Genomic DNA, 15779 nt, shown 5'->3' on the forward strand with positions numbered 1-15779 from the left:
CCACGCTGATCCACGTCCGCGGGAGTACTCAGGCGCGGTACTCAGTTCCGGCGATTGGTGGCCATCCACGCCGCGATCTGGGCGCGGCTCGCGAAGTCCAGTTTGGCCAGAATGTGCTGGACGTGGTTCTCAGCGGTGCGTTCGGCGATGTGCAGGGCCGCGGCGATCTGTTTGTTGGTCAGTCCGCGCGAGACCAGTTCGGCGATCTCGCGTTCGCGGCGCGTGAGCGGGCCCGGCGCGCGATCGGCCAAGGATTCCGCCAGATCCCGGCAGCGTTCGTGCAGCGGGATCATGCCGATCTCGGCGGCGCTCGCCGCGGTCGCCGTCGCTATCGCGGCCGCTTCCTCCTGATCGCCGGTCCGGCGGCGGCGCGCGAGCACGCGGGCGAGTTCGAAGCGGGCCTCGAACTCCGATGGCCGTAATCCGGCCTGCTCGTTGCGTTCCGCGGCCTTGCGCAGATGGCGGGCCGCGTCGTCGAGCCTGCCGAGTGTCGCCGCGCAACGGCCCAGCGGCAGCTGGACACTGCCGCGCACGGCGGTGATTCCCGCACCGTTGCAGGCGAACAGGTCGCCGTGGGGTGCGAGCCTGCGATAGATGTCGCCGGCCATGGCCTTGTCGTCGAATTCGGCGGCCAGTTCGGCGGCGTCGGCCAGGACGGCCAGCAGGATGAAGATCGGCAGCGAATCGAACGGCAGCAGCGTCCGATAGAGCTGCTCCGCTTCGGCCCGGCAGCCCACGCCCAGCACCATGACCGCGCCGAATGCGCGCAAGGGCGGGAAGGCCGCGGCCGCGCCCTTGCAGTAGTCGTCGGCGTGTTCGCGGCCGCGCCCGGTCGGCACGTCGACCATCGAGAGGAAGCCCTCGGAGGGCCGGATCGCGCCGATATGCGAGGCCAGCCGGGCCAGCGACAGCGCGCGTTCCGCGAGGTCGCGGGCCTCGTCGAAACGTCCACGCGCCAAGGCCAGTGCGGCGGCGCTGCGGGTGGCGTGCCAGCGCGCCAGCGGGGAGCGCAGGATCTCGGCACGACGGCCGGCGGCGGCCAATTCGGTGTCGGCGTGGTCGATGCGGCCGAGTTGCACGTAGGCGTCGAATCGCCAGATGTGGCCCCAGAATGCGGCGAAGTCGTCATCGGTGGCCACGGCGATGGCGGTCATCCGGTCGCCGAGGGTGATCCGCTCGTGCACGCCGTCGGGTCCGCTGCGGGCAATCTGCCTGGCGCGCAATACTTCCCGCAACGCCCGCAGATCATCGACCCGTTCCACCATCGCCAGCGCCGCGGCCGAGCGTTCCTCGGCTTCGCCGGGCGAACTGTAGGACGCTTGGATCGCCCACAGTGCGAGCAGCCGGGCCTTTTGCGCGCTGTCGCCGTCGGGGAGGCGTTCGAAGGCTTCCTCGTGCAACGGCTTCCACGGTTGGATCCAGTGGTCGGTAATGCTCTCCAGGGCCAGCGCCGCATCGGCCAGCCCGGGCACGTCGTCGACCGCGCGGGCAAGTTCGGCGGCCGCGAGCGCGGAGCGGCGGGCGCCGTCGGTATCGGAGCCGCGGGCCTGGGCGCGCGCCTTGCCGGTCAGCAGGCGAGCGCGGTCACGCTCGCCCAGACCGGCGTCGGCGGATACGTCGGCGGCGCGGCCGTACAGCATCGCCGCTTCCTCCCAGGCGAGTTGCTTCATCGCCCGGTTCGCTGCCCGCTCGGCCCATCTCGCTGTCTCCGCCGGATCGCCGGCGGGTAGTGATCCGAGCAGGTGGAATGCGATCTCGGCGACGCGGTCGTTCGCATCGACCCGCTGCATGAGGTAATCGGCCATGCGCCGGTGCAATTCGAGGCGCTGCGCGGTCGGGATTTCCAGGCGGGCGGTCTCGCGCACCAGGTCGTGTTCGAATCCGCCTGTGCTGGACAGGATTCCCCGTGCGCTCGCCTCGTCGAGCGCGGCCAGCACGGCCGGGACGCCGAATCCGGTGATCGCGGCGAGCGCGCCGGTACCGGCTCCCGAGCCGACCGTGGCCGCGGCGGCCACGATCTCGCGGCAGGCCGGGCCGAGCCGATCCAGCCGGCCCCGCACGGCATCGCGGACACGTTCGGGCAGTACGGCATTCGCGTCCTTGGACAACAGCCGCGCCAGCTCGGTGACGAAGAAGGGATTGCCGCGGGTGCGCGCGCAGACATCCGCGGCGGCCTGGCCGTCGCCGATCAGGTCGGTGAGCAGCTGCCCGACCTCCGATTCGGACAGCCCCACCAGCTCCAGGCGGCTCACCGCCGGCTGTCTTCGACGCCGATCTCGACGAGTGGCGCAGTGAACAGCCCGCAGGTGTCTACATGACAGCACACGGGTTCTTCGGCCCGGTCTATCCCGAGGGCGGGTGGGCCTGGGTGGGTAACGTCTCCGGAGATCAGGCACCCGCCGACTGGGCCGAACTCGTCTCGCAGGCCATCGGGCCGGGCGGAGATGTCCAGGTCGAGGTGATCCGGGTCCAGCCCTGGGTGGTGAATGCCTCTGTCGCGGAGCGCTTCCGGCACGGCCGGGTGCTGCTGGCCGGGGATGCGGCGCATGCGGTCCCGCCCGCGGGTGGTCTCGGCATGAACACGGGGGTCGCCGATGTGCACAATCTGTGCTGGAAACTGGCCGGGGTCCTCTCCGGTTGGGCAGCGCCGGATCTGCTGGAAACCTATGGGGTCGAGCGGCTTCCGGTCGCGCTACGGACCTTGGATCAGGCGGTGGACAACTCCCGGCTGATGGCGCAGGCGCAGCAGCGGCGCCACGCCCAGCTGCAGGAGGGCGCAACGGCCTCCGAGGAAGTCGAATTGCCTTGGTCGGAGCAGTATTTCGCCCAGCTCGGGCTGGTACTCGGTGTCACCTATCGCTCGGCTGCGGTCCTGGCCGGCGACGACGCCGCAGCCGACACCGGCACCGACTACATCCCCACCGCCGAGCCCGGACATCGGATGCCACACCTGTGGCTCAGCGCCGACCGCTCCACCCTCGACGCGATGGGCGAATGGTTCACCGTGTTCACCCCCGACCGGTGGCTGTGGAAGCAGCAACCCTCCGGGTCGTATCCGGTGCGCTTCGAAAGCCTCACCGCCGAACAAGCAGAGCTGTGCCACCTCGGCCGGCACGGGGCAGTCCTCGTCCGGCCCGACGGCCATATCGCCGCCGTCTGGCCCCACCGCCCACCCCGCGCCGACCTGCTCCACGATGCCCTCGCCACCCTCAACTGTCCCGGTAGCGCGGCACCGCAAGGCATTACAGGCAATGATCGGTATGCCAGTCCATAACATCACCCCAAGCCTGGATCGCCGGATCCAGGCTGTACACGAACGACACCGGCACACCATCGAGCACAGCGGTCTCGGCATACCCCTCGATAACGGCATCGGTCTTGATCTCGGCCGGAGCGTTCGCCCCGAACAACTGCGCCCGCGCCGCAGCAGCCTGCGGGTCAGCCTGCGGCTCACCGTGATACAACGAAACTTCCAGGTCCGTCACGTACTCCGCCTCACCGCAGACGTCGTAAGCGGGTGCGGCCGAGACGGATCCGGCGGTCGCGATACCCCCGGCGATAATGCCCGCAGCGCCGATAACAACAGCTCGAAACATGATTGCTCCTCGGTAGTCGATGATCTCGACGCCACTATCGGCAATCAGGATTTCAACCCCGTTTCAAGCCTTCCGGCTCGGGTCCTATGCGGTTGCGGCCAGGGCGCGGTCAGGGCTCAGGCGGGGGACGCTGGTGACTGCGATGGTGATGCGGGTGATGCTCATCAGGGCACCCAAGGTCACCGGGAGTACCACGAGGTCGCGGGGTGCTTCGGCGATCAGGGTCAGCAGGGTGATCAGGAGGGTGCCGTCGATGAAGACGGACATGATGGCGGTGACCAGTAGGGCCTTGGCGGCCAGTCGGGTGGGGATGCGGACGAAATGGCTTGCGCGGCCGGTGGAGGCGACGGCGGCGAACGAGGCCGGTACGCCGACGAATACGGCGCAGCCCATGAGGATCAGGCCGAGGATGGTGAGGGAGCGCGGGACGGCGCTGAAGGAGCCCAGTAGGGCTGCGGTTCCCCAGAGTATGCCGATCACCGGGCCGAGGCTGGTGAGGGTGCAGCCGTAACGGTGAATCCGCTTGCCGGACAGCACCGGGGTGAATTCCTCGGCGACGGCGGTGGGGCCGCCGAACTCTTCGACGGCGGCGGCTTGGGCGGCTTCGAGGGAAAGTCCTTGTGCGCGATGGTGTTCCGCGGCGTCGAGGAGGCCGTCGCCGATCTCGGCGAGGATCGCCTGGCGTTCCCACCAGGTGCCCGTCAGGCGGGTGCCCAGGTCGTCGAGGTAGTCGTCGATCACAGTGCGGGCCATGGTTGTTCCCCCATTCCGGCTGTCCCCTCCATCAGGCCACCGACCGCCGCGACGAAGTCGCGCCAGGACGCCCGCTCCACTCCGAGTCGCCGGTGCCCGGCGGCGCTGAGGGTGTAGGTGCGCCGCTGGCGGCCGCCCTCGCGGGACCATGCGCCGTCGATCAGCCCGGCTTGTTCGAGCCGGTGCAGTGCGGGATAGATGGTGCCCTTGGGGAGGTCGAAGCGGCCGCCGGTGCGAGTGCGGAGTGCGTCGATGACGCCGTAGCCGTGGCGTGGGCCGTCGGCGAGCACGGCCAGGATCATGCCGTCGAGGTGTCCCTTCAGCACTTCTGCACTCATGGGTAGCAAGCCTACCCTTCGGCGGAAAAGTCGCCTAGCCTTTGGGTAGCGTCCCTACCCATAGGAGGTTCCCGGTGCGCTACTGGATCGCGAGCGCGGTCATCGCGCTCACCACCGCCGGTGTGCTCACCGGCTGCGCCGACGGATCGGGAGGACTACCCGATGCCGGGCTGATGATGCGCGATGCCGCGATCTCGGCCGGCGCAATAGGTTCCGCGCATGTGGTCCTGCAGGCCCAGGGCACGGTGCCGGGATTCCCGTTGCGCACACTCGACGCCGACGTGTCCAAGAAGGACGGTGGCAGCGCCACCGGTGCGGCGACACTGCCCAGCGGTTCGGTGACGCGGTTCGTCGCCGCGCAGGGCAAGGTGTTCAGTAAGTCCGACAAGGGAACTCTCGTGCCGATGCCGGCCGGTTTCCCCAGCCCGAGCGCGATGATCGGGCGCGACGGCGGGCTGGCGCAGCTGTTGCGTTCGCTGCGGGACCCGGAAACCGTTGGGCGCGAGGAGTTCACCGGCGTCGACGCGTTCAAGATCGAGGCGGTAGTGCCCGCCTCGGCACTGGCCTCGATCCTGCCGGGCACGACCCGCGACGCCACCTTGACGGTCTGGGTGCGGGTGCGCGGCGCCCATCTGCCGCTGCAGACCGTGCTCGGTTTTCCGGACCACCCCGACGCTCATCTGACCGTCACGGTGTCCAAATCACAGTCGGCCTCGGTGCCGGGCATCGAATCGTGAAGGAACCCGCCATGCCGGACAACACCATCGAAGTGCTCGATCTCACTGTCAGCCGCGGCAAGCAGGAGGTGCTGCGCGACATCAGTTTCGCGCTGCCGCCGGGCAGCGTGACCGGTCTGCTCGGTCCCAGCGGATCGGGCAAGACGACTCTGCTGCGCGCCATCGTCGGCGTGCAGCGCATCCGATCGGGCAGTGTCACCGTGCTGGGCCGACCGGCGGGCGCGGCCGAGCTGCGCAGGCAGGTCGGCTATGTGACACAACAGCCTTCGGTCTACGGCGATCTGACCATTCGCCAGAACGCCCGCTACTTCGCCAAGATCCAAGGCACCGGAGCGGCTTCCGCCGATGCCGCGATTCGCGATGTGGGCCTGGCCGATATCGCCGATCGCATGGTGGACGCGCTCTCCGGCGGACAACGCGCGCGCGTCTCGCTGGCGTGCGCACTGCTCGCCAATCCCGCGGTACTGGTGCTCGACGAACCCACGGTCGGGCTGGATCCGGTGCTGCGCCGCGATATCTGGGCCCGATTCCACGCACTCGCCGAGGCCGGCACCACACTGCTCGTCTCGAGTCACGTCATGGACGAGGCGGATCGCTGCGAACGCCTGCTGCTGTTGCGCGACGGCCGGTTGCTCGCCGACGAGACACCCGCCGACCTGCGCGCCGCCACCGGTGCGGCGGACCTCGAAGAGGCCTTCCTGCGCCTGATCCTGCGACGGAACGACACCTCCGACGACCGAAAAGTGCCTGCCTGATGTCTGTTTCACTGGTCTTCGCCACCACGCTGCGAGTACTCACCCAGGTCCGCCACGACCGCCGCACCATCGCCCTGGTGCTCACCGTCCCGAGCCTGCTGCTGGCACTGCTGCGCTACATCTTCGACGATCGGCTCGACATCTTCGATCAGATCGGGCTGATGCTGCTCGGTATCTTCCCCTTCACCTCGATGTTCCTGATCACCAGCGTCGCCATGCTGCGCGAACGCGTCAGCGGCACCCTCGAACGCCTGCTCAGCACTCCCCTGCACAAACTCGATCTGCTCTTCGGCTACGCCATCGCCTTCGCGGTCCTGGCCGCCGTCCAGGCCGGTATTGCGTGTGCGGTCGCCTACGGCCTGCTGGATCTGCGGACGCAGGGCAATATCGCGACGGTCCTGCTGATTGCCGTCAGCACAGCCATTCTCGGCTGTTGCACCGGCCTGCTGACCAGTGCTTTCGCCCGCACCGAATTCCAGGCCCTGCAGTTCATGCCCGCCATCGTGTTTCCGCAGATCCTGCTGTGCGGATTGATCTGGCCGCGCGACGAGATGTCGACGGTGCTGCAGATCGCCAGTGACGTCATGCCTTTGCGCTATGCCGCCGAGGCCATGAGCGAGGTCGGCACCTTCCCGCTCCCCACCACCCGGCTCTGGCTCGACCTGCTGGTGATCGCGGTCTTCGCCGTCTCGACGCTCTTCGCCGGAGCGGCAACGCTTCGCCGCCAAAGTAACTGATCCCCCGGACAGCCCTCGACCCGCAGCTCCTGGGTGGCCACGTACCAGGTCGTTGCGGGTCGAGGGCTGAAGCGTTTTCGTTTACCTGAGCCGTCAGCGGCTGGCGCGGAACAGCTTTGCGCCCTGGTTCGGCGCGGTGAGCCGCGACGACAATTCGTCGGGCAGTACATTGAGGGCCTTGAGGGCGCCGGTGAGATCGGGGCGAGAGACCAATGAGGTGATCTTGCCGTTCTGGACGGTGAAGAAATCGATGCTCGACATCGGCACGTGCTGACCGTTGCCGCTGACTCCGGTGAAGTGATTACTGGTTTCGGTCCAGCGGACCACGACGGTATCGCCCTCGGCGACCATGAGGTCGATCTGGACCCGCATATTGGGGAAGGCTTCCAGGGCCTGCTCGGTAATCGTGTGGATGGCCTGGGCCGACTGGGCGGGCATGGCGGCCGCGGCAGCGGCGCTGGGCTTCGCGACGGCCTCGAATGCGGTGCTGCCGCCGGCTTCCAGCGTGCCGCGGGAGTCGGGCGCGAAGAGATCGGCGATGGCGGTCATATCGCGCTTGTTGACCACCTGATCGAAGAAGCTCTGGACTACCGCTTTGTTGGCTTCGAGCGTGCCGGGTGTGGACATTCTGATTCTCCTCTTTTCATCGTAAGAACCGCATTCACAGTGTGCACCTGCGGCGGGAGTCGGACGGGCTTTTCGCGTGGATAAATGCAATAACAAAACAACTGCGCGGTTCGAATGCCGAATGCAACGACACCGTTGTTGCATGACCTCGTAGCGAGTCCCCGGCATGCGATCCCGCAGATTCGCCTCAGGGTAGCTGGACCGAAGTCTGTGATCGATTTGCTGTCAGGGAATTCGCGATGGCCGATTATCGTCATCCGATAGCCGGCCCGGACCCTACCGACAAGTTGGTCGGGTTCGGGAATAACCCGCTACCCGGATAATTAACGACAGAAACAATCCGGTCGAACAATGGCGCCGGTGGATATTGCCGGGCCGTTTGCATCAACTCGCTCGAGGGTGGAGCAAGGCCGGAATACAGCATGCTGCGACGGTGTGGGAGCGCCCGGCGGACGACGCCCGCCACCCGCCGGCGCAGGGCCCGCCCGGCCCGGCCGCCACCGCGTCGCGGAGGCACGGACCGAAGGTCGCGTGCCGCAATCAATTCCAGAGCGGACCGCTATCACCGCCCAGCGGGGACGATCTCCCGAGAGGGCAGCAGGGCAGGCAAACGGCCGGACCAGCGGAGAAGCTCGCTTTTCGCCCAATACAGACCGGTCGGTCGTCTATTCGAAACAGGGCCGACCCGGCCTCGAAAGGCGCAGGAAAGCGATGTGAGGAATACTGGAGACCGGAGATTACTGTTATCGACGGTAGTGTACAACCTCTGGTACCGTCACCCGAGTTCATGATGAGTTCGATAGTTGGTACAGGAGGTGTTGTCCGGGGTCGCACTCCGCAGGGTGGCAGCGTTCATTGTCGCTCAGAATTCGCCAGTATTACTTCGGAAATTCGCATCGAACATATTTACCGCCAAAAAGTTGACGAAAGAATCGAAGCGCCCATCGATGTGCGTGTCACACATTTACTCGGTCATATCTGATTCAACTCGTGTTGAACCTGCAATAACTCGGGAGCCTGAGGGGGAAGCGGTGACCAATCACCGGGTGGCTGCCGGGCAGCAGTGGATGGACAGGTTCATGTAAGCAGTTCAGGCACAGGGGGGCCTGTCCCGTACTGCTCCCAGAAGGAGAGGTAGTGGAGTTCCTGATTCTCGGCCCGTTGGTTGTCCGCTCGGGGGAACGTGAAGTGGCTATCTCGGCACCGCGGCAGCGCATCGTCTTGACGACGTTGCTGCTCAATCCAAACAAGATCGTATCCGTGGACCGCATCGCGCAATTCGTCTGGGATGATCCACTCCCGCCGAGCGCCGCGGCCACGGTCCGCACCTACGTCATGCGGTTACGGCGCGCACTCGGCCCGTTCGGAGTGGAACGAATCCAGACCCGCGCGCCCGGCTACCGAATCCAGATCCAGGACAACGACACCGATCTCGGCCGGTTCCTGTCCCATCGGCGCACGGCCAAGACACTCGCCGAGTCCGGGGAACTCGCGGGCGCGGTGGAAGAACTCGACCGCGGCCTGAGCCTGTGGCGCAGTGACCCTTTCACTGATGTGCCGTGCTCGCGACTGCACGAATCCGAGAGCGGCCATCTGCGCGAGCTACGCCTGCAGACCCTGGGATGGCGGGTGGACATGCAGCTCGAACTACACCGCCACGCCGAAATCCTGCCCGAACTCCGCAGAGTCGTGCGCGAACAACCGCTCAACGAGGCCTTCGTCGGCCGGCTCATGCTCGCCTTGTTCCGCGCCGGGCAGCAGCCCGAAGCGCTCGAACTCTTCCAGCGGGTCCGCGACGAATTGGTCGGGCAGTTCGGCATGGAACCCGGCGTGGAACTGCGCGAGATGCAACGACGCATCCTGCGCGGAGAAGACCAGCCTGCCATCACCATCACTTCCACACCGCTGAGCGATCCCCCGCCCGTGGTGGAAAACGCCGAAATGCCCATGCCCGCACAGCTTCCACCCGAAGTGCGGGACTTCACCGGCCGCAGCGGCGAAACCCATGCGCTGTACGAGTTGCTCACCGCGCGCTCGGATTCCGGGCAGGCGGTGGCGGCGGGCATCGTCACCGGTGCGGCCGGGATCGGGAAGACGAGCCTGCTGCTGCGGGTAGCCCATGCCGCCAGCGGCGATTTCCCCGACGGTCAGCTCTACGCGAGTCTCGCGGGACCGGACGGATCACCGGTCGATCCCGGCTCGCTGGCAACACGATTCCTGATCAGCCTGGGGTTGCCCGGGGCTGCCATCCCGGACAGTGACATCAACCGGTTGGCTCTCTATCGTTCGGTCCTCGCACGGCGGCGCGTGCTGATCGTGCTCGACGATGTCTGCGATGCGGCCCAGGTGCGTCCGCTGCTGCCCGGCAGTGGCGACAGCCGGGTCCTGGTCGGCAGCCGCCGGCGGCTGTCCGACCTCGACGGGTCCAGCACCATCGCGCTGGCGCCGCTCGACGAGCACATCGCGATGGATCTGCTGGCCGGGATCATCGGAAAGAAGCGGATAGACAACGAGATCCAGTCGGCCCGATCCGTCGTACAAGTGTGTTCCGGTCTGCCGCTGGCCTTGCGCGTCATCGGCCTGCGGCTGCTCAACCGGCCCAACCGCAGCCTGGACGAAACCGCGCGCAGGCTCGCCGATCCCCAGCGGCTCCTCAATGAACTGCAGGTCGGGGACCTTTCGATGCGCACGGCGCTGGATCGCTGGTACGAGGCATTGGGCCAGCGGCCCCGCGACGGGGACGAGCTGCGCAAGGCTTTCCGCTGGCTCGGCATGATCTCCAGCCGTCACATCCGCCCCCACACCATCGCGGTGCTGCTGGAATGTTCGGAGAACCGGGCCGAGGACCTGCTCGAGGATCTGGCCGAGGTGCACCTGCTGCGCGGGCCGAACCGGGATCGCTACACCATCGACCGCCTGAGCTGGGCTTTCGCTCGCGAACGCCTGTATCAGGAGGAGCTGTCGGGGTACTACATCGCCGCGCTGCGCCGGCTCAGCCAGCACGGCTACCCGACCGACGTGTCCTTCGGGCCCGCCGAACGACTCCCGTCCTGACCGGACGCGCGGTGAAGGACGCGGACAGTGCCGCGTCCCGCACCGCGAGCCGATCACTCCACCCGCGAGCCGGTCACCCGGCTCGATCCGGTGGCGGCGACATGATCGGAGAGGAGAGCCAGCACCTCGGTGGCATTACTGCTCAGGAAGAAGTGGCCACCGGGAAACACCTTGAGATCGAACGGATCTCGTGAATGCCCGGCCCATTCCCGGGCCTCGTCGACGGTCGTGTGCGGATCACGATCGCCGGTGAGGACCGTGATCGGGCACGGCGGCGGGCCGTCCGCGACGAAGCGGTAGGTCTCGACCGCGCGATAGTCACTGCGCAGGGCGGGCAGGATCATCGCGAGCACTTCCGGATCCTCGAGCAGCAGGGATTCGGTGCCGCCGAGCGCACGCACCTCGGCGGCGATCCCGGCATCATCGCGCAGATGCACCATCTCCCCGCGCTGCAGATGTGGTGCGCGGCGCCCGGAGGCGAACAGGTGCAAGGGCCCGCCGGGACCGTCGCGGCGCAGTCGCCGGGCCACCTCGTACGCGATGACCGCGCCCATGCTGTGCCCGAACAAGGTGAGCGGCCCGGGCGTCCAGGTCCGCATGAATTCGTGGATCAGGTCGGCGAGTTCACCGATATCCCCGATGCCGGGCTCGTGGCGGCGGTCCTGACGCCCGGGATACTGCACCCCGATCACGTCGACCTCCGGTGCCAGCGCCCGCGCCACCGGCAGGAAGTAGCTCGCGGCGCCGCCGGCGTGCGGGAAGCAGACGAGCCGGTGCCCGGCCCCGTCCGCGGGCGCCAGCCGCCTGAACCAGTTCTTCTCGTCGTCCATGTTCTCGTAGCGTATTCGCGCGTCGTGGCTGGCACGTTCCGCCGCGATATCGCGACGGCCGCCGCACCGGACACTCGCGCGCCACGGAAACGATATCGGCCCCTGCCAGCATCGAATTCGCCCGCGGTGCACACGCCGGACGAGGGTCGCGCCGGTGCGCACCGCCCTGACCACTCCCCTACGAAGGATCATCGTGGCTGATCAGATTGCCGTCACCGCACAACTCACCGACTACATCCGCGACGTTTCCCTGCGCGAGGACGAGATCCTGCGCGAATTGCGGACGGAGACAGCCGATCTGCCCGGTGGCACGGCCATGCAGGTGCTCGCCGAGGAAGGACAACTGCTCGGCTTGCTCGCCGGACTCGTGAACGCCCGCGCGATTCTGGAGATCGGCACCTTCACCGGGTACAGCACGCTGTGCCTCGCGCGTGCGCTGCCGGCGGCGGGACGCCTGGTCACCTGTGATATCACCGACCGGTGGCCGTCGATCGGCATGCCGTACTGGGATCGCGCCGGGGTGAGCGACCGCATCGAACTGCGGGTCGGCGACGCCAGCGCGACGCTCGAGGAGCTCCTGGTCAAAGAAGGCCCGGAACTGTTCGATCTGGTGTTCATCGACGCGGACAAGGCCAATTACCCGCGCTACTACGAACTTTCGTTCGACCTCGTGCGGCCCGGCGGCCTGATCGTGGTGGACAACACGCTGTTCTTCGGGCGGGTCGCCGATCCGGCCGCACAGGATGCAGACACGCAGGGCGTGCGCGAGCTCAATAACCGGCTGCAGTCCGACGACCGCGTGGAGATCAGCATGCTCACCATGGCCGACGGCATCACCCTCGCCCGCCGACTCCCCTGAGCCCTCACGGAATATCGTGTGTACCAACGCCTGAGCCCCGGCGAGATGCGGTTATCGCTGTCTCGCCGGGGCTTTCGGCTCAGGATCAGCGCGCAGCTTCGAGGCCGGTTGCCGGCGCGCCGATGACATCGGTCGCCTCCAGCCGGGTGGTGGCCGACCCGCTCCACTCGGCGGGCAATAGGTGCAGTCGCTCGATACCCTCGACCTCGGGGGCCGGAAGGGCGGCGCGGCAATCGCACGGCTCGTCGTCGAATCCGCCGAACCGGTAGGCGATCTCCATCATGCGGTTCCGGTCGGTGGGACGGAAGTCGGCCACGAAATGCACACCCGCCCGATACGCCTGCCCCCCGAGCCAGGCGAGCAAAGTCGACCCCGCACCGAACGACACGACCCGGCACGAGGTGGCCAGCAGCCGCAGATGCCAGACGGTCGAATGCTTTTCGATCAGGATGACACCCACCGCGCCGTGCGGGCCGAAACGGTCGGACATGGCCGCGACCAGCACCTCATGGTTCGGATCTCGCAACAGTGCGCGCAGCGTCGCATCCGAGTAGTGCACACCGGTGGCGTTCATCTGGCTGGTGCGCAGTGTCAGTTCCTCGACCCGGGACAGCTCCTCCTCGGTGGCGCGCCCGATGCGCAGTACGAGCTCGAGCGAGCGCAGGAAATCCTCGTCCGCACCCTCGAATTCGGTGCGCTCGGCATCACGGCGGAACCCCGCCTGATACATCTCACGGCGCCGGCGCGAGTCCACGGTGCTCACCGCCGGCGTGAACTCGGGCAGTCCGGTCAGCGTGGCCGCCGCCTCCGCCGGATAGCAGCGCACCTCGGGCAGGTGATAGGTCACCTCGGCGCGTTCGGTGGGCTGATCGTCGATGAACGCGATGGTCCCCTGCGCGAAGTTCAACTGTTCGGCGATGCGGCGCACCGCATCGGACTTACGCCCCCAGCCGATCTCGGGCAGCACGAAATACTCAGCGAGCCCGAGGGATTCGAGCCGCGCCCAAGCCAGGTCATGATCGTTGCGGCTGCATACCGATTGGAGGACGCCGCGCGAATCCAGCTCGACGATCACCTCGCGGATGGCGTCGGCGAGCACCACCTCACCGTCTTCGAGCAGCGTGCCCTGCCACAGGGTGTTGTCGAGGTCCCAGACCAGGCACTTGACCGTGACAGGCTGCGCGGGTTCCGATTTCGTGGTCATGCTCACCTCTCCGGTCAGGCATTGGCCAGCACGTGATCGGCCAGCAGCAGCTGACACATCTCGTTGCTGCCCTCGATGATTTCCATGCATTTGGCGTCGCGGTACGCGCGCGCCACCGCGTGCCCGTCGCGGGTCCCGGCCGAGGCCAGGACCTGCACGGCGATCGCGGCGCCGCGTGCTGCCTGGGTGGCGCCGACATGCTTGGCGAGCACGGTGGCGAACACCTGGTCCGGGGAGCCTTCGTCCCAGCAGCGGCTGGCGTACTCGCAAGCGCGGGTGGCGGTCTGCTCGGCCACCAGCAGGTCGGCCAGGTGCCGGGCGACGAGTTGATGACCGCCCAGCGTCCGGCCGAACTGCTCACGCGACCGGGCGTGCGTACCGGCGGCGGCCAGGCATGCACGCAGGATGCCGACGCACCCCCACGCGACCGACATGCGGCCGTAGGCCAGTGCCGTCGTCACCACCAGCGGCAGGAACTGACCGCCGTCACCGAGCAGATGCGTAGCAGGCACCCGCACCTGCTTCAGGTACAGGTCGGCATGTCCGGCCGCGCGGCAACCCAGCGGGTCGTCGATCCGCTCCACTCGCACCCCGGGCGCACGAGTCGGCACCACCACCGCGCCCGCGCCGCCATCGTCCATAATGCCCACAACCACAACGAAATCCGCGTACGCTGCGGCCGTCGACCACGTCTTGTGCCCATCGACGATCACCGAATCCCCGTCGCGGACAAGGCGGGTCCCGATGGCCGAGAGGTCGCTGCCGGCACCGGGTTCGCTGAAAGCGACCGCGGCCAGTTCCCCGCCGGTGAGCCGCGGCAGGAATTCGGCCTGCTGCTGCTCGGTGCCCAGCCGCGCGATGGTCCAGGCCGCCATGCCCTGCGAGGTCATGATGCTGCGCAGCGAGGAACACAGACTTCCGACGTGCGCGGTGAACTCGCCATCGAGGGCGCTGTCCCAGCCCAGGCCGCCGTGCCCGGCCGCGACCTGCGGGCACAGGTATCCGGCGGCGCCGAGCTTGCTCAGCAGATCGCGGGGCAGCAGTCCGGTGCGATCCCAGTGCTCGGCCTGATCGCCCACGAGGTCGGTGGCCGCCTCGCGGGCGGCGGTGAGGCCGCCGCTCACCGGTCGCCCCGGAGCCGCTCCACCAGTGCCACCATGTTCACCACGGTGCGAAAGTTGTCCAGCCGCAGGTCTTTTCCGCGGATGGCGATGCCGTAGGTCTTCTCCAGGAACACCACCAGCTGCATGGCGAACAGGGAGGACAGGCCACCGGCGGCGAACAGATCGGCCTCCGGGCCCCAGGAGCGCTTGGTCTGGGCGTCGAGGAAGGTCAGCACATCCTGCTGGATATCAGTGCTTTCGGCCTGCTCGGTCTGGATATTGGTTGCGTCCATTGCCTTCTCCTCAGTTCGTGTACTCGTAGAAACCGCGGCCGGACTTGCGGCCGTGGTGGCCCAGCCGGACCTTCTCCAGCAGCAGGTCACAGGGGCGACAGCCCTCGTCACCGGTGCGGTCGTAGAGGACCTGCAGCGAATCGACCAGGTTGTCGATGCCGATCAGATCGGCGGTGCGCAACGGGCCGGTGCGATGGCCGAGGCAGTTCTCCATCAGCGCGTCGACGTCCTCGGCGGTGGCGGTGCCCTGCTCGACGACGCGGGCCGCGCCGTTGATCATCGGGTGCAGCACACGGCTGGTGACGAAGCCCGGGGTATCGCGGACGACGACGGGATCCTGGCCCAGTGCGGCCAGTGCACCCGAGAGCGATGCCATGGTGTGCTCGCCGGTGCGGACGCCACGGATGACCTCGACCGTGCGAATCAGGTACGGCGGGTTCATGAAATGGGTGCCCACCACGTCCTCGGGCCGCCGCGCGAACGCGGCGAGCTCGTCGACCGGGATGGACGAGGTATTCGAGACCAGCGGGGTGCCGGGAGCCACCACCGCGGAGATCTCGGCGAACACCTTCGCCTTGACCGCGAGGTCCTCGGTCGTCGCCTCGATCACCACGGTCGCGGGCGCGACATCGGCGATCGCGGTGGTGGTCGTCAGCGCACCAGCGGCCTCGTCGTCGGCGAGGCGGCCCATCAGCTGGGCCATCCGCAGTTCCGCCGCGATTCTGGTGTGGGCCTCGCTCAGCCGGGTGTCGTCGACATCGACCAGGATGACCGGCAGCCCGCGAACCAGTGCGAGGGTGGCGATACCGACACCCATGACACCGGCGCCCACCACCGCGATGAGCTGACTGGCGCCGGACTCGGGTTCCGTTTTCATCAATGAGCCTTCCTCT

16 protein-coding genes are annotated in these 15779 nt (G+C 67.6%); 6 read left to right on the plus strand and 10 right to left on the minus strand.

Features of this window, described 5'->3' with window-relative positions; genetic code table 11:
- Nucleotides 1-41 precede the first annotated feature (41 nt).
- Complete coding sequence (locus ACH438_RS40910; RefSeq protein ID WP_397015641.1) at nucleotides 42-2252, minus strand: LuxR C-terminal-related transcriptional regulator; 2211 nt, start codon at nucleotides 2250-2252, stop codon at nucleotides 42-44.
- Between the two features lie 62 nt (nucleotides 2253-2314).
- On the opposite strand from ACH438_RS40910, the gene ACH438_RS40915 reads away from it, so the two are divergent.
- Nucleotides 2315-3274 (plus strand): FAD-dependent monooxygenase, encoded by a 960-nt coding sequence (locus ACH438_RS40915; protein ID WP_397015643.1) that lies wholly within the window; start codon nucleotides 2315-2317, stop codon nucleotides 3272-3274.
- Here ACH438_RS40915 and ACH438_RS40920 read toward each other — a convergent pair.
- The 3 genes from ACH438_RS40920 to ACH438_RS40930 all read right to left on the minus strand — a co-directional run bounded on the left by ACH438_RS40920 (nucleotide 3243) and on the right by ACH438_RS40930 (nucleotide 4687).
- Nucleotides 3243-3596 (minus strand): hypothetical protein, encoded by a 354-nt coding sequence (locus tag ACH438_RS40920; protein ID WP_397015645.1) that lies wholly within the window; start codon nucleotides 3594-3596, stop codon nucleotides 3243-3245. The two genes, ACH438_RS40915 and ACH438_RS40920, sit on opposite strands and share 32 nt — an antisense overlap.
- Nucleotides 3597-3680: 84 nt before the next feature.
- Entirely contained in the window at nucleotides 3681-4349 is a 669-nt protein-coding gene (locus ACH438_RS40925; protein WP_397015647.1) for a permease prefix domain 1-containing protein, read from the minus strand.
- The gene (locus ACH438_RS40930; RefSeq protein ID WP_397015649.1) at nucleotides 4334-4687 is read right to left on the minus strand and encodes a PadR family transcriptional regulator; all 354 of its coding nucleotides are present in this window, start codon (nucleotides 4685-4687) and stop codon (nucleotides 4334-4336) included. Before ACH438_RS40930 ends, ACH438_RS40925 begins: the two co-directional genes overlap by 16 nt.
- A gap of 74 nt (nucleotides 4688-4761) precedes the next feature.
- On the opposite strand from ACH438_RS40930, the gene ACH438_RS40935 reads away from it, so the two are divergent.
- Genes ACH438_RS40935 through ACH438_RS40945 form a run of 3 tightly spaced genes read left to right on the plus strand, consistent with a single transcriptional unit; the run spans nucleotide 4762 to nucleotide 6916 of the window.
- Nucleotides 4762-5424, plus strand: coding sequence for an LppX_LprAFG lipoprotein (locus ACH438_RS40935; RefSeq protein WP_397015651.1), 663 nt, complete (start codon nucleotides 4762-4764; stop codon nucleotides 5422-5424).
- Nucleotides 5425-5435: 11 nt separating this feature from the next.
- A complete protein-coding gene (locus ACH438_RS40940; protein WP_397015653.1) occupies nucleotides 5436-6179 on the plus strand; it encodes an ABC transporter ATP-binding protein in 744 nt (247 codons plus the stop codon).
- Nucleotides 6179-6916, plus strand: a complete 738-nt coding sequence (locus tag ACH438_RS40945; protein WP_397015655.1) for an ABC transporter permease — start codon at nucleotides 6179-6181, stop codon at nucleotides 6914-6916. The genes ACH438_RS40940 and ACH438_RS40945 overlap by 1 nt, the downstream gene beginning before the upstream one ends.
- A gap of 93 nt (nucleotides 6917-7009) precedes the next feature.
- On the opposite strand, the gene ACH438_RS40950 is transcribed toward ACH438_RS40945, so the two are convergent.
- Entirely contained in the window at nucleotides 7010-7543 is a 534-nt protein-coding gene (locus ACH438_RS40950) for an ester cyclase (protein WP_397015657.1), read from the minus strand.
- A 1188-nt stretch (nucleotides 7544-8731) separates the two neighbouring features.
- Here ACH438_RS40950 and ACH438_RS40955 point away from each other — a divergent pair.
- Nucleotides 8732-10597 (plus strand): BTAD domain-containing putative transcriptional regulator, encoded by a 1866-nt coding sequence (locus tag ACH438_RS40955; RefSeq protein WP_397015659.1) that lies wholly within the window; start codon nucleotides 8732-8734, stop codon nucleotides 10595-10597.
- A 53-nt stretch (nucleotides 10598-10650) separates the two neighbouring features.
- Here ACH438_RS40955 and ACH438_RS40960 read toward each other — a convergent pair whose 3' ends face one another.
- On the minus strand, nucleotides 10651-11427 hold the full coding sequence (locus tag ACH438_RS40960; protein WP_397015661.1) for a thioesterase II family protein: 777 nt from the start codon (nucleotides 11425-11427) through the stop codon (nucleotides 10651-10653).
- A gap of 193 nt (nucleotides 11428-11620) precedes the next feature.
- Between ACH438_RS40960 and ACH438_RS40965 the strand changes: the two genes are divergently transcribed.
- On the plus strand, nucleotides 11621-12286 hold the full coding sequence (locus ACH438_RS40965; RefSeq protein WP_397015663.1) for an O-methyltransferase: 666 nt from the start codon (nucleotides 11621-11623) through the stop codon (nucleotides 12284-12286).
- A gap of 85 nt (nucleotides 12287-12371) precedes the next feature.
- Here the strand turns inward: ACH438_RS40965 and ACH438_RS40970 are convergent, their stop codons facing one another.
- The 4 genes from ACH438_RS40970 to ACH438_RS40985 are packed head-to-tail and all read right to left on the minus strand — an operon-like array spanning nucleotide 12372 to nucleotide 15763.
- Nucleotides 12372-13490 carry an HAD-IIIC family phosphatase gene (locus tag ACH438_RS40970; RefSeq protein WP_397015665.1) on the minus strand — a complete coding sequence of 373 codons (1119 nt, stop codon included), beginning with the start codon at nucleotides 13488-13490 and terminating at the stop codon, nucleotides 12372-12374.
- A gap of 14 nt (nucleotides 13491-13504) precedes the next feature.
- Nucleotides 13505-14614, minus strand: coding sequence for an acyl-CoA dehydrogenase family protein (locus ACH438_RS40975; protein ID WP_397015667.1), 1110 nt, complete (start codon nucleotides 14612-14614; stop codon nucleotides 13505-13507).
- Nucleotides 14611-14886 (minus strand): acyl carrier protein, encoded by a 276-nt coding sequence (locus ACH438_RS40980; protein ID WP_397015669.1) that lies wholly within the window; start codon nucleotides 14884-14886, stop codon nucleotides 14611-14613. The genes ACH438_RS40975 and ACH438_RS40980 overlap by 4 nt, the downstream gene beginning before the upstream one ends.
- 10 nt (nucleotides 14887-14896) lie before the next feature.
- Nucleotides 14897-15763: a 3-hydroxyacyl-CoA dehydrogenase family protein gene (locus ACH438_RS40985; protein ID WP_397015671.1), complete on the minus strand. Its 867-nt coding sequence runs from the start codon at nucleotides 15761-15763 to the stop codon at nucleotides 14897-14899.
- Nucleotides 15764-15779 lie beyond the last annotated feature (16 nt).

The sequence above is a fragment of the Nocardia sp. NPDC020380 genome (genome assembly GCF_044386975.1).
Taxonomy (GTDB): domain Bacteria; phylum Actinomycetota; class Actinomycetes; order Mycobacteriales; family Mycobacteriaceae; genus Nocardia.